The following is an 18341-nucleotide window of genomic DNA, read 5'->3' on the forward strand; positions in this document are numbered from 1 at the left end:
GTGGAACTGGCGCCGCGACGCTGAAGCCGCTCAAGCCGCCTGAACCTTCCGTACCCGTATTACCGTAAACACGATCGCGCGCCCCGCCGGCGTACGCTGCGCTATCAGCGTGCGCGACCGGCCTCCCCCAATCTGTCCTCAGCGCCGTCCACAGTTGCGATATGTTTCGCAAAATTCAACGTTGCTCCCTTCAACGCGTTCCCATCTCGGCGCCCCCGCGGTACTCACCGGATGGATACATCCCTCGCGGTTCGAAAGCCGACATGCGAGGTCGCGAGATATGCATCCTGCGGCTGGCGCGATTGCGGACGGTACCGGAAGCAGTAATTCTCCGCACAGAGATAAGAACCGCCTTTAATGACATGCACGGGAACGCCGCGCTGGTTTGGATCGTGTCCAGAAGGAAATTCCGCCCGAAACCGTTCCGCCTCATGACTTGGATAATAAACGCTCGAAGTAAGCTCCCAGACATTTCCGACCATGTCATAAAGGCCATATTCGTTCGGTTCGAAACATCCCACCGGCGCAATCCCCTTAAATCCATCGTCGCCGGTGTCTATAATGGGAAATAGGCCCTGCCAGAAATTCGCGGATGGCGCTGCGGTTTTGGAATGGACACCGCCCGTGGCCGCATATTCCCACTCCGCTTCCGTCGGCAGTCGGCGCCCCTTCCAGTTTGTGTAGGCGACGGAGTCCTCATATGTAACGTGTACGACCGGATAGCGGTCTTTTCCCTCGATCGTGCTGCCGGGCCCATAAGGATGTCGCCAGCTTGCGCCGGGCGTAAATCGCCACCAGACGGAGGGCTCCATGACATCCAGCGCTTCGGGCGGGGAGAACACAATTGAGCCGGGCGCATAAAACGCCGCCGGCAGCCCTGGCGCCACGTTTTCGTCAAGGCCGCGCTCGGCGCGGGTTACATACCCGGTCGCCTCGACAAATTCGCGAAACTCTTTATTCGTGACCTCCGTGCGATCGATCTCGAAGGCTTCGACGCTAACTTTCTTGGTCGGGCCTTCTTCCGGATAAACGCCGTCTTCGCCGATCATAACCGTCCCTGACGGGAGTGAGACGGACATTTCTCCGCCGCTTTCCTGCAACGCGCAGGCGGCGGCGCTTTTATTTGAAGATTCCGGCGATTGGCCGCACGCTGCGGCGGCAAACGCGCCCGTGAGGATTGCGACCCGAGCCGCCGAACCGGAGTAATAAGCCGGCAATCGAAGCAAGAGCGAATTTGTTTTCATTTTCCGCGATCCTTGCGCCACCTCTCGTTCACGGCTGTTGCTCAACGCCGAGCGAATTTGTGTTTACCAGTGTAACGCGTAAAGCAAAATGAGGATGGCCGCGACGATAACGGCGCCGAGATTGAAGCCCGGACCAGTCCTGAAGGAGATATCGCCGAGCCTCACGGTTTTCTCGGCGCTGTCGGGCTTTTGTAGGTAAGAAAGCAGCACCCCGACGGCGAGGCACAAGAGGAACACAATTCCCACCCGGTCGATAAACGGCATTTCCGGCAGCCAGATCTTGAACGCCAGCGACAGGATGAAGGAGCCGATCACCGCGGCGAGCGCGCCAAACTCCGTCGCCCGTTTCCAGAACATGCCGAGCACGAACAGCGCCACAATGCCGGGCGTGAAGAAGCCGGTATATTCCTGGATCACCTGAAACACCTGGTCGGCGCCGGCGAGCAACGGCCGCGACGCAATGACGGCGATGACGAGCGCGGAAAAACTGGTGATGCGCCCGACCCGCACAAGCTGGCGTTCGGTCTTGCCTTCGCCGAAAAGCGGCCGGTAGAGATCCATCGTGAAGATCGTCGAGATCGAATTCATCATCGAACCGAGCGATGAGACGATCGCCGCGATCAGCGCCGCAAAGATCAGGCCGCGCGCGCCGGCAGGCACGAGCTTCATTATTTCCGGATAGGCTTGGTCGGGTCTGCCGAGATCCGGCGCGAGCGCGACGGCGGCGATCCCCGGCACGACGATGATGAAAGGCGTTAAGATTTTCAGGAAAGCAGCGAACATGATGCCCGTCTGCGCTTCCTTGACGCTTTTCGCCCCGAGCGCGCGCTGGATGATGTACTGATTAAAGCCCCAATAGGAAAAATGCATCACCCACATACCGCCAAGAATGACCCCGAGTCCTGGAAGATTGGCGTATTGCGGATTGTCCTTCGATAGGATCATGTCGAAGCGTTCCGGGAATTCCGCCATCAAGCGCTGATAGCCGCCCCAGATCGAGCCGTCGCCGACTTGCGTCAGCGTAATATGCGTGATCAGCGCGCCGCCGAGTATGAGCAACACCACCTGAATGATATCGGTGAGCGCCACGGCCTTGAGCCCGCCATAAAGCGAATAGGCCGCGGCGAACATGGCGAGCAGGATCATGCCGAGTATCATGTCTGCGCCGGTGAGCGTGTTGATTGCCGTCGCGCCAAGCCACAGGATCGTCGTTAAATTGACGAAAGTGTAAATCCCCAGCCAGAAGACTGACATCACATATTTGACCCCGGGGCCGAAGCGCTGCTCCAAGAACTGCGGCATAGTGTAGATGCCGCGCTTCAAGAAAATCGGCAGAAAGAATTTACCCACGACGATGAGCGTTACAGCCGCCAGCCATTCATAGGACGCAATGGCAAGCCCGATCGCATAGCCCGAACCCGACATGCCGATGATCTGTTCAGCTGAAATATTCGCCGCAATCAGCGACGCGCCGATCGCCCACCATGGCAGCGCCTTGCCGGCGAGAAAATAGTCCGCCGTGTCTTTCTTGTGGCCGGCCTGTTCCCGGCTCACCAGCATTGCAATGGCGATTAGTGCAAGCGCGTAACCGATGACAATGACAATGTCCAAGAGGGCAAGCGCCATATTGCTCCATTCCGTCCAATGCGCGTCGCGTCGCGCAACGATCATTCGGGCTGACGCTTTTAATGGCTTTACAGAACGCCAACCATCTTTAGGCTCCATTCGCGTTTTGCACGCGCTGCCGGGGCCGGAGCTCTTATTGAACTTCGCGGCCACGGCGGGCCGCCTCAACCACATCCAGCCTGTCCGCCCACGGATCGGCGCCGGCGATCGCCTCCCCTTGGTCGGTAAATCGCAGCAAGACTTCCTGCATTGTGACCTTGAACGACGGCCATTGCGCCTGCCCGGCTCCGTTCGGATTGCCTGATCTTGCGAAATTCAGAACATAAGCGTTCGTCACACGCTCAATCGACAGATCCAGTTGCGTCGTCTCGCCTCCATAGCGCGCCCGAACTGTTGCAAGGAAATAAGGGATTTCCGACGCGTGTCTTGCGCCGCCCCATTCATCGCGTACGCTTTCGGCAACATAATGAAATCGGTATAAATATGCGCTTGCGCCGGATGCAGAATGTTGTCGGGCGACATAGCGGGCGGGCTCGTGCATCATGCGATCAGCCCCGATCCTGTCCCGCAGGGTTTGCAGGTCTGTTCCCCCACCCGGGTCATATGCTGCTTCCGCCGCGTTATTATGCTGGCCGAAGGTGGCGAACAAGAGAGCTTTTGTCGGCGCGAGCTCAAAGCCCATATCCGCGCCGGTTGTGCCGATCATCAGTGGCCCGCTGAATGCGCTTTCGCCGCCGACCAGGTCTTCGACCTCCCCTGTGATGATTGCACCGTCGATAAACGGGCCGCCGGAAAATTGCGGCGCAAGCGGATCCTGCGCAAACAGCGTCCGCAGGTTCAGACTACCGAGAACGATTTCCGCCGGCAACTCGCGCAACGCTTTCAGTGCGGCCTTTCCTTCACCATTAATACCAACCGCGCGCGCAAAGGTAACGCCTATCTGTTCAGCCGACGCCACGCCGTTTCGCTCTTCGCTTATATGCCGGCCGCCAAATCCCTGAATGATCCGTCCGCCGCCGGACATAACGACCGCGCGATGGAACAATCCGCGGGCGGCTGGTGAGACCATCAAATTCAGAACGGACACGCCGCCTGCGGACTCGCCGACTATCGTTACGTTTTTTGGATCGCCGCCAAACGCTGCAATATTGTCTTTGATCCAGCTTAGCGCCGCGATCTGATCCATCAATCCGTAGTTGCCCAGCCGCCCTTCAGCGGCGGCAGTCAGCGCCGGGTGTGTGAAAAATCCGAAGCGGCCGAGACGATAATTGAATGTCACGAACACGACGCCGCCTTGCGCCATAGCCGTTCCATCATAGATGCTCTGCGATGAGCCCCCGTTTACGAAGCCTCCGCCGTGAATCCAGACGACCACGGGATACGCCTTTTTCTCCTGCGCCGGCTGAGGACGCCAGACATTGAGATATAGGCAATCCTCTGAAGGCATCGTCTCTATCGGCGTTGCTACGATACTTTCGAATGGAATCTGCATGCAATCGGAACGAAATTCCGTCGCTTCGTATGTGTCGGGCAGCGAACGCGGTTGCGGCTCGCGCCAGCGAAGCGCGCCGACAGGCGGAGCCGCGTAGGGCAACCCCTTGAAGGAATGAACGCCTCCTTCTGCATTCCCGACCACGCGGCTGCCGTCGATCTCGATTACCGCTTCCTTTTCCATGGTCAATTCGGCGAACGCGGAACTCCCAAGAAATACAAAGGAAAGCGTCAACAGAGCTGTTCTTTGAAGCCTGCTTTTCATTGAAATGCACTCGCCTAATTGTGTTTACGATCAACCGGCTGTTCATCCAGCGCCAACAACCAGGGGTCTTTTGTTTCAACCATGAATTTCCTGAGTTCCGCCCTCAGTTCTTCCAGAAGCTCCCGATATTCAGGATCGCCAGCAAGGTTCTTGAGTTCTTTCGGATCCTCAGCGAGGTCAAAGAGCTCAAATTCAGGCCGCTCAAAAAAGTCCTTCATAAAACGGCCCGCATATTGATCTTTTCCGGTTCGCAAGAACGCCTGCCAACTGGACGATTGCTCAAGATCGAGCGCCATCGGAAAATCAAGCGCCGACTCGATGTTGTGGATGAGCTTGTATCGCTTTGTACGGATCATTCGCATCGGGTAGTACATGTGAATTTCATGGAAAGTATGAGAGCCGAAGATTGCTGAACGCCTTAGTTTTCGACCCTTTTGAATATGCTGTTTCAGCGATAGGCCGCTCACCATTTCCCCAATGTCGGACGCCCCCGCGTAGTCAAGTATTGTAGGCGTGATGTCGATCCATGACACCAGCGCGTCGCTGACGTCGCCGCCATTGCGGCGGCTCTCCGGGTCACGGATGATCAATGGCAGATTGATGCCTGATTGGTAAAGCGTTGTCTTGGCGCCGGGAAACGCGATCCCGTTGTCCGAGAGATAAATGATGACCGTATTGTCGAGCTTTCCATGCTTCTCAAGGATCGACAACAGCGCGCCTACGCCCTGATCGAGACGCGAAACAGACGTGTAATATTGCGCCAGCTCCGCCCGCACGGCCGGAATGTCTGGAAGGAAGGACGGAACAGTCACGTCTTCCGGATTATATGCGACGTGCGTGACGCCCGGATAGCCTTCATCGCGATTGCCGAAACTGTTCGGCGCTGGATACGTGTCAAAGGGAAATGCGCGGTGCGGATCATCTGTTGCGAAGTAGAGGAAAAAAGGGCCGTCCGCAGCAATAAAGCCTTCCGACAGTTCAGCCATTTCGATTGGGCTGCGCGCGACGGACGCCATGTCGTTAGCCGGGCCTTCCGAAAGCGAACTGTCGAATTTGTAAACAGCGTCTGGCGCAAGATGCACTTTCCCGACGCGCCCGGTCCGATAACCGTGATTGGTCAGCATAACCGGCAGTGATTTTATATCATCGAACGAACTGAAATGATGTTCCCAGTGCTGGAGGCCGTACATGCCGTTCGAGTGGCTTTGCATGCCTGTCAGCAACACAGAGCGGCTTGGGCTGCAACTCGACACCGTCGCATGCGCATTCGTGAACCGGACGCCTTCCGCTGCGAGCCGGTCTAGGTTTGGTGTCTGCACAGCTTTGTTGCCGTATGCGCCGATGGCGTCGAGGCCGTGATCGTCAGCGACGATCAGAACGACATTGGGCCGGTCAGCCGCGTGTGCAGTCGAAAGCGCAATGATAATGAACGACAGAAATGATATAGCGGCTCTCATAGCTACTCCTGCGGCCAGTTCTGAACGCGTTGGGGCCAGCCTTTTCGGCTCGGCAGTCTTCCCCAGACCGGCGCCTCGCCAAGCTCGTTGGCTAGAATTTTCTTAAGCTCCAGCGCCAGCATGCGGGTCGTTGCGGGCAGACGAGCGGCGAGATCGTCAGTCTGGTCCGGATCATTGCGTATGTCATAAAGTTCAAACGTATCAAGCTTGGCTGGCATTTGCAGAATGTCTTCCTGATCCTCAGCGGCGATGAAGTGCGTTCTCGGTTTCGGGTCATCGAATGAGGCGACAAGCACATAATCACCGGAGCGCAGTGCCGCCTGCGGCTTGTTCCGGTAGAAAAACCAGACCAGTGGCCGCGGGCGATTGGTCGCCGCCTCTTGAAGGAAGGGCAGTAGGCTGACGCCATCGCGCTCGCGCCAGTTGTCGTCATCGACCCCGGCAAGTTCGCTGATTGTCGGCAGCAGGTCGATCGCGCTGGCAGGAACGCTGAAGACGCCCTTCGGGATTTCTGGTCCTGCGGCGACAAAGGGAACGCGAATGCCGCCCTCGTAGACAAGATTTTTTTCGCCGCGCAGTTTCCCTGCGCTGCCGGGCTTGATGGGGCCATTGTCCGAAAGAAAAATGACAATCGTGCTTTCCGTGAGCGCCATATCGGCCAATGCGTCAAGATATCGCCCAATCGCCGCATCAAGGTTTTCGACATTTGCAAGATACTCCGCCTTCGCCGGATCAAATCCCGCTTCAGTATAGCGCTCGATCAGGTGGTCTGGAGATGCAATCGGGGAATGAGGCTCGTGAAACGCGATATAATGGAAAAATGGCGTATCGGGATCACGCCTCCGCAACCAGGCAATCGCATCATCGACGACGATCTGTGCGGAGAACCCTTTGATTTCGCCAACGGGCTTTCCATTCCGGGAAAAATTTGTCGGATTCCGATGGCTTGGCGCGGCGTTATTCGGAGTCCCGAATGAATAGTCGAAACCATGATCGGGCGGCTGCGGATGTGGGTGCGACGCCGTTGCCGGGTAGGCGCCGAGGTGCCACTTGCCAAAATGAGCGGTCTGGTACCCCGCCGCCTTCAACATCTCGGCCATTGTAGGGAACGAGTCTGAAAGCCATACCTGTTCTTCGGCGAGATCGCGATCGGGGCGGCGCGCCCGAATGTACGTATGAATGCCGGTGGCCATTGGAAACATGCCGGTCATCAAACCTGCACGCGACGGTGAGCAAACGGGCGCCGCTGCGTAGAAGTCTGTCAACATGGCGCCGCGCGCGGCGAGCGTCTGGATGTTCGGCGATTGCGCCTTGCCCCCATAGGTCGCGAGGTCGCCATAGCCTAGGTCGTCGGCGAGAAGAATAACGACATTCGGCTTCATCTCGGAGGCCAACACCGGGCCGGCATTCATAGTGGATAAGGCGAAAACAAACCCAATCACGGCAGTCGCGAGTTTGGTTAGCTTCATCATCTAATGCTTTCACTATCGCTGCATCGCTAAAGCAACATTGAAGGTCAGTACGTGCCGCGAACGCCGATAAATATCCGCCGGCCCGTAAACTCATTCAACAATACCCGCTCGCGAATGTCGGCGAAGCGAATTGTATTTGCGTCAAGCAAATTGCTGGCCTCGGCCGTCAATTCGAAATGATTATTGACTTTGAAACCGAAGCCGGCGTCAAGCTGTCCATAGGCGTTGATATGCGTCGCAATGCCTTCGGCTCCGGAACGAAATTCGAGGAATGTGTCCCGCCAGTTCCACGCAATGCGCGCCCTAAAGCGCTCGTCTTCATAGAACCCGACAATGTTGTACGAATGAGGTGTAAATCCCTCCAAGCCGGTATCTGGAACCTTCGCCAAGGGCAGATCAGCGAGCTCGGCGTTTGCAGCATCGTCTTCGCTGGACACGAAAGTATAATTGGCTTGCACACCGAAGTTTTCTAAAAAACCCGGAAGGAAATCAAAGTTCACTAAGGCGGCCAACTCAAAGCCCTGAACGGTCCCGCCCGGCCGATTGCGCGGCCGCTGATCGCGGATGATTATATCGCCAAACGCCGGGTGGTCGAAACCGGAGTCGATGAGCACAGTTTGCTGTGAAATGAAAGTTGCAATGTCCTTGTAGAATAGAGATATAGAGAAGGCGTTTCCGTTCTCGGCATAGTATTCTAAGGACCCGTCGAGCTGAAACGCTTCATATGGGTCCAGATCGGGGTTGTTCGCGATCCGTGGAAAATTCTCGAAATTCCGAGACGGAAATGTCTGACCGGGGACAATGCTAGCCAAGGTTGGGCGCGAAACTACCTTTGCGGCCGCAAAGCGGAAGATCGTGTTTGAGGCGAGTTCCATCGCAAAATTGAAGCTCGGAAGGACGTTAGAGTACTGTTTCTCTGCATCAATGATTTCGGTGGGAGAGGTGTTTACGAACAGCTCCGAGGACGAGCCGTCTGGATTCTGAGCAACAAGACTGATCAACTCCGCGAATGGGCCTGACGATGTCGTTTCGGTCTTTTCAAATCTCAGACCCAAATTCGCAGAGAACGGCATGGTGCGGAGTTCGCCCGCTAAGTCTAAGCGAACGAAGGCGCCGTATATCGCTTCATCCACCCCAGTTCGGAATTCGGAACGCCGTTGAAGCGTACAGATATTCAGGTTACCCGTGTTCTCGCGCAGCCAGTCGCAGTAGCCATCGACGTCTATCAGAAGGAAGTCTTTGGGAAACTCTGCGTCAGACTGGTTCAGCAGGTCATCGATAGTTACTGGACTGAACAATTCAGCTGGCGGCTGGATCCGGCGCCCGCTCGTGTTGATCAGACCAAGTGCGGCAAACGGCGACCCGGGGAGAACCCAGCCCGGTATATTGCCTCCAAGCGGTCCGTCCTGGCCATTAGGCGCCACTCCATTATTAAATGGTAGATCCGACTTGGAACGGTCAGAGTAAAATCCACCGGCCTGAACCGAACGAATGAATCCGCGTTCAATTTCAATTTTCCCGTCAAGCACAACCTCCAGCACTTCGTCTCTAAGTTCGTCGGCAAGGTGCCGCGTAACATGTGCGCGAGCGTTGGTTGGATCGGTAAGGTCGAAACTCACCCCCCAAGTCGGGATGTCACCATTTTCCCAATTCAAAGTATTTACACGAAATGAAGGATTCGCCGTTCCGCCCGGCAGAGGGTTGTTGACGGGGTTGTTGTCGAGAATGCCTGGCGATATGAGAACTGAGGTGTTTGTCGCATCCGCAAGGGACCAAGAGACATCCGCATTAAATGAGACGGCCTCCGATGCTTGATAGGTTCCGCGCCAGCCGAGCGCATATGTCTTGCTTTCCGCATCACTCGTTTCGAACCGAATGTCCAAAGGCGCGAAGAACTTGGTGAAAGAAACCGCTGTTCCGTTTTCATTTATGACCAGATTCGCTGGATCGAAGGTCGGAAACTGCAACGGCGCTATGATGCCTTGTAGATTGGCGTTCCGCCGAAAGTCGACGAACAACCCGTCGAGCGTCATTTCTAGTCGGTCGGAAGGCCGCCATTGCATCGTGCCAAGAACGGAGATCCTTCGGCGATCGTCTTCGGTGAAACTCTGACCGGTTCGCGCTGGCGTGCGGAACTGGCGGACCTCTGTTCCAGGACCACCTACCGGGCCATCAAACAAAAACCAACCATTTCCTAGTCCCTCTCCTTCCCCATTCCGAGATTCTTCGGTTCGTATGACTCTGTCTTCATAGGTCGCTCCGACGAGCAGGCCGAACGTATCGTCCGCAAACGTCTGACTGTAGACGCCGGAAAGGCGCGGCCCCCAATTCCCGCCGAGATCCTGATAACGCGCCTGAGCAGATCCGACCAGCGTCAAGCCGGATCCGTCGAGGGGCCTCGCCGTGCGCAGATTGACATTCGCGCCGATCGAACCGCCCCACATGTTAGACGTCGGACTCTTGACAACGTCGGCGCCGACAATAAGTTCCGAAGGGAGAATCTGGAAGTCGAAGCTTCTTTCTTCAGTGACCGTCGCAAGAGTCCGGTCGTTCAGACGCACCAAATTGAACTCCGGGCCGAAGCCGCGAACAGTAATCTCAGCGCCTTCGCCTGCAACCCTGTTGATCGTAACGCCGGTGACGCGCTGAAGCGACTCGGCGACGTTCTGATCCGGAAACTTTCCCAAATCCTCCGCTGCGATACCGTCGATAAGACTGTCCGCCGATCTCTTTCTCTCATTTGCCGTTTGCAGACTGCTCCTGATTCCCGTCACGACGATCACATCGTGACTTTCGGAGTTCGCCAGATCATCCTGAGCCGCAGCTGTCGTTGCAATCGCGCTCGCGCCCGCCAACAATCCGAGTCTCGCTAGTCGCCTGCTCATCCTTTTGCCCTCCCGGTTTCCGGAAGGGGCAATCACAATAAAGCCCCTGTCCGTTTGAGCGCCACGCAGAGCAGTGCCGTCGAGCATGAGGGCAAGGGCTTCGTCCACAGTCAGCCGACCCCGAATCCCATTGGTCCGCACGCCGTTGACTGTTTCTAGGTCAAACATTATTGATACGCTAGCCGCCTCCGCCAAAGCCTTGAGGGTTTCCGCGGCTTCGCCACGGCCAATATCGACGTCAAAGCGCCTTATACTTGCCGCGAAAGCTGAGCACTGCATGTACAGAAACACTGCCACACAGCACACACAAAATGTTCGAATGCCCCTGCCTCCCTTTTTTGCCGCCGTTATCGCTTGGTGACTAACCTTTAGTCTTTCCGGCAAGCAAAATCCTCTACCAAATCCGAAAAATTATTCTCCATCCACACGACGCTTGATCAACACCTCTCCATTGGGGAGGCTTTCTGTTTCAAGCCCGAGACCGTCGACAATGACGTCCACAGCTTGGTCGGCGTCCGACAGCTGGAATACGCCCCCGACCTTCATATCGGCGAGGTCGTTATCCGCCAGCTGAAAGTTTGTTTCCGTATAGCGGGAGATCTCCGAGAGGACGAACCCCAATCGCTCGCCAGAGAAATCCAGCTTCTCATACCGCCACGTCGCGCGCTGTTCCAGCTTCGCAACAGGAATTGGTTCAATTTTCGTTCCAGCATTCGGGGTGGTAATGGATTCTTGGCCAGCTACTATCACGGCTTCTGGTTTGATCGCCTTCACTTCGCCCGTCGCTTTGCGGCCGCCTGGCCAATTCGCAACGCCGCTTTTCGGCAGCAAGCGAACCGATCCTTCGAGCACGGCGACGACTGTCGACATCCCATCATAGCGCACGCTGAAGACCGTGCCGATGGCCTGCACAGCGCGATCGCCAGCATACACGGTGAACGGCCGTTCCGCATCGGCCGCAACCTGGAACAGTGCTTCGCCTTCCTCCAGCAGCACTTCGCGCGCGTGCTCCCGTATCGAGACTTCAACCCTGGAGAAGGAGTTAACCGAGACAAGAGACCCGTCCGGCAGCTTAGCGCTGTCGGTTTCGCCGCGCCCGGTGGCGATGACGACCGATGCATTTTCGCCGAACGGCCTGTTTACGCGGTCTGAAAATAGCAGGAAAGCGAAAACCGCAGCCATCGCCAGACACGCCGCCGTCACGCGGAGCCCAACGCCCCGTCGCCACGGACGCACAAAATTTCGATGGTCGCGCCGCGCTTTGTCGAAATACAGCGCCAAGCCCGCCAACCTTTCGGAATCGGCCCATGCGCGTGCGCACTGACGTAAAGCGATCCTGTGGGAAGGGCTTCTGGAAATCCATTCGCCTAAAGCCGCACGGTCCTGTTGCGACATAGGTCCGGATTCAATCTGCGCAATCCAGGCCGCCGCTTCGGAAACGACTTGCTCGTCGCTACTGATCGTCTTATTCAGGGGCACCGTTCCTGCCGCCACCTTGAACCGCTTTCCATTTGACAAGCGAAGATTCTGATGCGTCCCTCGCCATCCGGAGCTTAACCAAACGCTTCAAACTCGCTGCGACGTGTTTTTCAACCGTGCTGGGAGATATCCCAAGTTGAGAGGAGATTTCACGCATCGAATATCCGTAAACCTTCTTGAGTATAAACACTTTCCTGCACTGTTCCGGCAGCCCGTTCACAGCCTCTGCAAACTCTCGCCATCTTTCCCGGTCGTCAATCTCAGTCTCGAGAGAGACGCCACTAGTGAAGTCTTCACCGCCGCACAAATCCTCTATATATTGGAGTGTTGCCTTGGATCTTTTCGTCGCGTTGGAAAGAAGCACGTTCCTCGCCACGCCGTAGAGAAAGGCTTTCGGCTGTTCGATCTCGTTTTGTTCAGCCGCACGCAGCGCTCTTAGAATGACCTCTTGCGTTAAGTCGTCCGCATCGACGGCAGAGCGCAGTCTTCGGCGAAAGAACGACCAAATTCTCCGCTCAGCCGCGACGATGGCTGCATGTAATTCTTTTCGGCCGTTTTTTGCCATCTTCGTAAGCCCCTGTCGTCTTGGGAGCGACTCGCGAGTTCTAGCGCGTTAAACCGCGAGCCTCCGCTGCTTATTCGTTCATTTAGTATCGCCCTCATACAGTAGACCTCGCCAACCAGCGCCGCAAGACTAGCGCCGCCGCTCCGAAGACTTGCCTTGTTGGCCGCAAGCCGGTCAGCCCTGCTTCGCCCCGCTCGCCACACGACATCGAGGCGCCGGCCTACGCGTTGCACGCCGAATGAAAATCCCGTCATGCGCCGCCACTACGGAGCGACGGGAGACGGTCGGACCGTGTCACCGAGCCTAATCGGTGTAGCCGTGCAGATGCATTCGATCCATGGCCGGCAAAACCGTCACGAACACCGTCGCTTCTCAGAGCTGATCTCCTCAAGCGCGCCGAAGAAGCAGCGCTCGCCGTCGCGGCGCTCGTCAGGACCGTTTTCATTCAGGAGAGCGTCGAGGCAGCAAGGGTGCGCCGTCCGCCGACAGTCTCAGAGAGCTTTTTCCCGCCGTCACCGAGCAGATGCATGTATAACGTTCAGAACCCGCTGCTTTGATCCTTATTGCGTAGACGCCCCTGATCGGCACCGTGTTATTTGTGTGAGACGCGGTCCCTGGAGAAAAGCGCCGAGTTCCAATTTATCGGCTCGGGCGAGATGAATGCTGGTCGCAAGCGTCCGCCGGCACCACCGAGAGTCAACTCTGTATGAATCGTTGGCCGATGCTGGAGCCAATGTTCGTATTTCGGGATTTCTCGATGCAACGGCGCTGCCCGCTTGAAATTGCGTCATAAATCTGTATCAAGACAATAAATGAGCAGACGTTTCAGAGCCGTTTGCAGCTTGCGTTTTTCACCCTGCGACATTTTGAAATGCGGCGAAATTGTCCTGGAAAGAGCGGTTCCCAGAATGACGCTCAATACAAGCTGGGCCTGGACAGGATCGTAATCCTTCCGCCGCCAGGCCTTGAGCGGTTCCCGCAATCGCCGGTCGAGATATTGCTCCGTCAAATGCGCGGCTTTCTGCGACGTGGCGGACTGCAGCATCATCAGAAATGATTGAAGCTTGGCCCCGTCTTTGGGCTCGACAAGGATCCCTGCGGCGCGCTCGCTGAATTCCTCGGGCGTTCCATTGAACAGGTCCATGTCTTCGGCGCCCGTTTCGAGCGCTTCGGCGAAGAGACGTTCCTTTGAGCCGAAATACCTGATCACCAAAGCCGGATCGATTCCGGCGGCCATCCCGATGTCGCGAACGCCCACATCGTCATAACTGTCGGCGGCGAAAAGCGCCCGGGCGGCGGCGAGGATGGCGTCGCGCGTGCGTTCCGCCTTGCGCGAGCGTGTCGGTTGGACGGCGCTGTTCATCATTCCTTCAGATCGGGACCCTATTTTGTCATCGGCTGTTGACAATTCACTTGGCGCAGCGCTAGTGAATTGTCAACAGCGGTTGACATATGTTGCGTCGCAACGGAGGAAAGAGATTGACTGGAAGAACGCGCGCGCAGCTTGCCAGATGCCTTGCGGCGTCCGCCTTCGGCGTCCTGGCGTCAGGATGCGGAAACGGCGTAGGAGAAGGTCCGCCGCCTGCGCCGGAAGTCGTGGTCGAGAAGCCGCAGGAGCAAGCCGTCACAGACTGGCTCCGCTATACGGGGCGGTTCGAAGCCATCGAGGCCGTCGACATTCGCGCCCGCGTCAGCGGTTATCTGCAGGGCGTGCATTTCGAGGACGGGGACGAAGTCGAAAAGGGAGACCTGCTTTTCACGATCGACCCGCGTCCGTTCGAGGCGGCGCTCGCGGCCGCCGAAGGTGCCCTGGCGCAAGCCCGCTCGACTCTGAGCCAATCGCGCAAGGAACGGGCGCGCGCAGACGAGCTGATCGATATTGGCGGCGTTTCGCGGGAGGAACTGGACGCGCTCGTGGCGGCGGAAGCGAGAGCGGCCGCGGCGGTGAAAACGGCCGAAGCCAACCTTCGTGCGGCGCGGCTCGATCTGGAGTTCGCGGAAGTTCGCGCGCCGATCGCCGGTCGTCTTTCCGAGCGTCGGATCGATCCTGGCAATCTGATCGCCGGCGGCGGCGCCGGCGCTGACATTCTGACGACGATCGTTTCTTACGACCCGATTCACTTTGCTTTCGACGCTTCGGAAGCGGATGTCCTCAATTATTTGCAAGGCCGCAAAAGAAGCGGCGCGGCGGAAATCGAGATCAAGCTGCTTGGCGAAACGGCGTTTTCCCGAAAGGGACGGGTCACGTTCGCCGATAACCGTATCGATCCTCGAGCGGGGACGCTCAGACTGCGCGCTGTTATAGACAATCCCGATGGCGTGCTGCAGCCGGGCATGTTCGGCGAAGCGCGCGTGAACGCGTTCGAACCATATGAAGCGTTAACGGTGCCTGAAACGGCTATCGTTACGGACGCGTCGCGGCGATTGGTCTTTATCGTCGGCGCAGACAACAAGGTTGAAACGCGCTCGGTGGAGCTGGGCCCCGTGATCGGCGACCGGCGCGTGATCCGATCGGGTCTCCACAGCCAAGATCGCGTGATCGTCGCCGGCCTTCAAAGGGCGCGGCCGGGCGCGCCGGTACAGCCGGCCGCGACGGATGACGACGCCCCGTCCCGACTGGCGGCGGATGGAGAGGCCCAAGAGTGAACATTTCCCGGTTCTTCATCGATCGACCGATTTTCGCGCTGGTCATCTCCGTCGTGATCGTGTTGTTGGGGCTGTTTTCCTATCCCCAATTACCCCTGTCCCAGTATCCCGAGATTGCGCCCCCGACGATTCGCGTCCAGGCGTCCTATCCCGGGGCGTCGGCCGAAGATGTGGCGCAGCAGGTCGTCGCGCCGCTCGAACAGGAGATCAACGGCGTCGAGGGGATGCTTTACATGTCGTCGTCGTCGTCGAATGACGGCAGCGCGCAGATCACGATCACTTTCCAGCCTGGAACCGACCTCGACGCCGCGCAGGTGCTCGTCCAGAATCGGGTCAATCGCGCCGAGCCGCGATTGCCTGGCCAGGCGCGCCAGATCGGGGTCGCGGTCGACAAGGCCTCCACGGACTTTCTTCTAATCGCGGCGCTGAAGTCGGACGATCCGAGCATCGATGTCGATTATCTCGGCAATTATGCGAATTCGTTTCTGCGCGACCGGTTTCTGCGGATCGCCGGCGTTGGGGACATACGCGTATTCGGGGGCGGCAATTACGCCATGCGTATCTGGATCAATCCCGAACGCGCCGCCATGCGCGGACTGAACGCCGCCGACATTACGAACGCGCTTGCAGCGCAGAACGTCCAGGCCGCGGCAGGCGCAGTCGGCCGTCCGCCCTTTGGCGGCAGCGCGCCGGCGTTCGAGATCCCTGTCCAGGTGCAGGGGCGACTGAAAACTCCCGAAGAATTCGGCGACATCGTCATTCGCAGGGCCGACGACGGAACGGTCACCAGGCTCAGCGACGTCGCCCGCATCGAGCTTGGATCCGAGGATTATAGCATTCGCGGCTATTTCGACGACCAGCGCGGCGTGGCGCTCGCCTTCATTGCGCAGCCCGGCGCCAATGCTCTCGAGACGACGGACCAAATTCTTTCGGAACTTGAAGACGCCGCACGTTTCTTCCCCGCCGGCGTTGAATATTCGATCGCCTACAATCCAACGGAATATGTCAAAGCCTCCGTCGAAGCCGTGCAGCATACGTTGTTCGAAGCGATCCTCCTGGTCGTGCTCGTCATCGTGGTTTTCCTGCAAACCTGGCGTGCGGCGGTCATCCCCATCATCGCCATCCCCGTCGCGCTGATCGGCGTCTTTGCCGTTCAACTCGCGCTTGGCTTCTCCATTAATTCTCTGTCGCTGTTCGCGCTTGTGCTCGCCGTCGGCATCGTCGTCGACGACGCCATCGTCGTCGTCGAAAACGTAGAGCGCAATATCGGGCGCGGCCTGTCGCCGCGCGAGGCGGCGTACAGGTCGATGGAGGAAGTGTCCGGCGCGCTGATCGCGATCGGCCTCGTCCTCGTCTCGGTGTTCGTCCCGACCGCCTTCACGCCCGGCGTTCCCGGGATCTTCTATCGGCAGTTCGCGGTCGCCGTGGCGTCGGCTTCGGTCATATCGCTGATCGTCTCGCTGACCCTGTCGCCGGCGCTCGCGGCGATCCTGTTGAAACCGCACCGCACGCAGGAAGAGCGCATGCGACCGGGCCTGCTTGCGCCGCTCCGCTTCGCGGCGGACAAGTTTAACCGGGGATTCGACTGGGTCTCGGAAAATTACGGCCGCCTCACTGCTCGCCTCGTGCGATCGCTGGTGATGATCGGGATCGTTTATGCCGGCTTGATCGGGTTGACGGCGTGGCGGCTGTCGGCGACGCCGACCGGATTCATTCCCGAACAGGATCAGGGCGTTCTCATCAGCGCCGTGCAACTTCCGCCCGGCGCATCGCTTGAGCGAACGGATGAGATTATGGAACGCGTTCGCGCGCTCTTTAGAGAAACCGAGGGCATAGCGGGCGTGTCTGCGTTTACCGGCCTTGACGGAACGTCTTTTACGCCGGCTGCGAATGCCGGCCTCCTGTTCATTCGCCTTTCGGACTACGACGAACGCCGCGCGGGCAGCGGCCTTGAAGCGCCAAAGCTCGTGCAGACGATGGCCGCAAAATTTCGCGAACGCGTGCCTGAAGCCAGCGTCTTCGTGCTCTCGCCGCCGGCGGTGCGCGGGCTAGGCCGCGGCAGCGGCTTCAAGATGATGATCGAAGCGCGCGAGGGCCAGGAATACGCAGCGCTTGCCGGCGCGACCGGCGCAATGATGGGCGCGGCGCAGGGCGAACCCGAGGTGCAGCAGGTGTTCTCGGTTTTCAATACGGATGCGCCTCGGCTCCGCGTGGATGTGGACCGCACCAGGGCGAAAATGCTTGGGATCGAGCCGCAGCTCGTTTTCGACACGCTGGGCACATATCTCGGCTCGAATTATGTAAATGACTTTAACTATCTCGGCCGCACCTACCGCGTCACCGCCCAGGCGGAATCCGAATTCCGGGATACTCTCGAGGACATCGGCAATTTGAAAATGCGCTCGGCAGCGGGCATGATGACGCCGATTTCCTCGATCGCCACGTTGGCGAACGAATCGTCCGCCACGCGCGTGGTCCGGTACAATTTGTTTCCGGCGGCCGAGCTGCAGGGGCAGCCGGCCCCGGGCGTGTCAACGGGCGAGGCGCTCCATGCGATGGAGCAGCTTGCGGATCGAACGCTGCCGGACGGCTTCGCGTATGAATGGACGGAAATCGCGTTTCTCGAAAAGGCGGCTTCCGGATCGAGCCTGACCGTATTCACGCTCGCGGTGGTTTTTGTGTTCCTTGTTCTCGCCGCGCTTTATGAGGCCTTTACGCTTCCCGTCGCTGTGATCCTGATCGTGCCGATGTGCGTCCTCGCCGCCATGATCGGCGTTAATTTGCGCGGCATGGACAACAATATTCTCACGCAGGTTGGCCTTATCGTTCTGATCGCGCTTGCCGCCAAGAACGCCATCCTCATCGTCGAATTCGCCAAGCAGGCGGAGGACCAGAGACGGATGTCTCCGCGCGAAGCGGCGATCGACGCGGCGCGCATTCGATTGCGGCCGATTCTGATGACGTCGTTCGCCTTCATTTTCGGTGTTCTCCCCCTCGCGACGGCGACGGGCGCCGGCGCGGAAATGCGCCAGGCGCTGGGGGTCGCCGTGTTCTCAGGCATGATCGGCGTGACGTTTTTCGGTCTGATTTTTACCCCGCCCTTTTATGTGATGATGCGCAGGCTGTCCTCGCGCCTTCCGAAATGGGCTGAGGTTGAAAGCGATGCGTCCGACGCCGGAGGGGGCGCAAGAAAAGCGCCGGCGGAGTGATT

General features: G+C 58.2%; 11 protein-coding genes. 2 read left to right on the forward strand and 9 right to left on the reverse strand.

Going from position 1 to position 18341, the window contains the following annotated elements; genetic code table 11:
- Positions 1-224 precede the first annotated feature (224 nt).
- The 9 genes from CW354_RS16000 to CW354_RS16040 all read right to left on the reverse strand — a co-directional run bounded on the left by CW354_RS16000 (position 225) and on the right by CW354_RS16040 (position 13850).
- Positions 225-1079, reverse strand: coding sequence for a formylglycine-generating enzyme family protein (locus CW354_RS16000; RefSeq protein WP_104831132.1), 855 nt, complete (start codon positions 1077-1079; stop codon positions 225-227).
- Between the two features lie 228 nt (positions 1080-1307).
- The gene (locus CW354_RS16005; RefSeq protein WP_104831133.1) at positions 1308-2870 is read right to left on the reverse strand and encodes a sodium/sugar symporter; all 1563 of its coding nucleotides are present in this window, start codon (positions 2868-2870) and stop codon (positions 1308-1310) included.
- Between the two features lie 133 nt (positions 2871-3003).
- On the reverse strand, positions 3004-4626 hold the full coding sequence (locus CW354_RS16010) for a carboxylesterase/lipase family protein (protein ID WP_207764855.1): 1623 nt from the start codon (positions 4624-4626) through the stop codon (positions 3004-3006).
- A 14-nt stretch (positions 4627-4640) separates the two neighbouring features.
- The gene (locus CW354_RS16015) at positions 4641-6083 is read right to left on the reverse strand and encodes a sulfatase family protein (protein ID WP_104831113.1); all 1443 of its coding nucleotides are present in this window, start codon (positions 6081-6083) and stop codon (positions 4641-4643) included.
- Positions 6084-6085: 2 nt separating this feature from the next.
- Positions 6086-7555: a sulfatase-like hydrolase/transferase gene (locus CW354_RS16020; protein ID WP_104831114.1), complete on the reverse strand. Its 1470-nt coding sequence runs from the start codon at positions 7553-7555 to the stop codon at positions 6086-6088.
- 44 nt (positions 7556-7599) lie between these two features.
- The gene (locus CW354_RS16025; RefSeq protein ID WP_165793769.1) at positions 7600-10608 is read right to left on the reverse strand and encodes a TonB-dependent receptor; all 3009 of its coding nucleotides are present in this window, start codon (positions 10606-10608) and stop codon (positions 7600-7602) included.
- A gap of 243 nt (positions 10609-10851) precedes the next feature.
- The gene (locus CW354_RS16030) at positions 10852-11934 is read right to left on the reverse strand and encodes a FecR family protein (protein WP_104831115.1); all 1083 of its coding nucleotides are present in this window, start codon (positions 11932-11934) and stop codon (positions 10852-10854) included.
- Positions 11906-12484 carry an RNA polymerase sigma factor gene (locus tag CW354_RS16035; protein WP_104831116.1) on the reverse strand — a complete coding sequence of 193 codons (579 nt, stop codon included), beginning with the start codon at positions 12482-12484 and terminating at the stop codon, positions 11906-11908. The genes CW354_RS16030 and CW354_RS16035 overlap by 29 nt, the downstream gene beginning before the upstream one ends.
- 787 nt (positions 12485-13271) lie before the next feature.
- Positions 13272-13850, reverse strand: coding sequence for a TetR/AcrR family transcriptional regulator (locus tag CW354_RS16040; RefSeq protein ID WP_104831117.1), 579 nt, complete (start codon positions 13848-13850; stop codon positions 13272-13274).
- A 113-nt stretch (positions 13851-13963) separates the two neighbouring features.
- On the opposite strand from CW354_RS16040, the gene CW354_RS16045 reads away from it, so the two are divergent.
- Entirely contained in the window at positions 13964-15130 is a 1167-nt protein-coding gene (locus tag CW354_RS16045; protein WP_165793770.1) for an efflux RND transporter periplasmic adaptor subunit, read from the forward strand.
- The gene (locus CW354_RS16050) at positions 15127-18339 is read left to right on the forward strand and encodes an efflux RND transporter permease subunit (protein ID WP_104831119.1); all 3213 of its coding nucleotides are present in this window, start codon (positions 15127-15129) and stop codon (positions 18337-18339) included. The genes CW354_RS16045 and CW354_RS16050 overlap by 4 nt, the downstream gene beginning before the upstream one ends.
- Positions 18340-18341 lie beyond the last annotated feature (2 nt).

The organism is Hyphococcus luteus (assembly GCF_002943565.1).
In the GTDB taxonomy this organism is placed as follows: Bacteria; Pseudomonadota; Alphaproteobacteria; order Caulobacterales; family Parvularculaceae; genus Hyphococcus; species Hyphococcus luteus.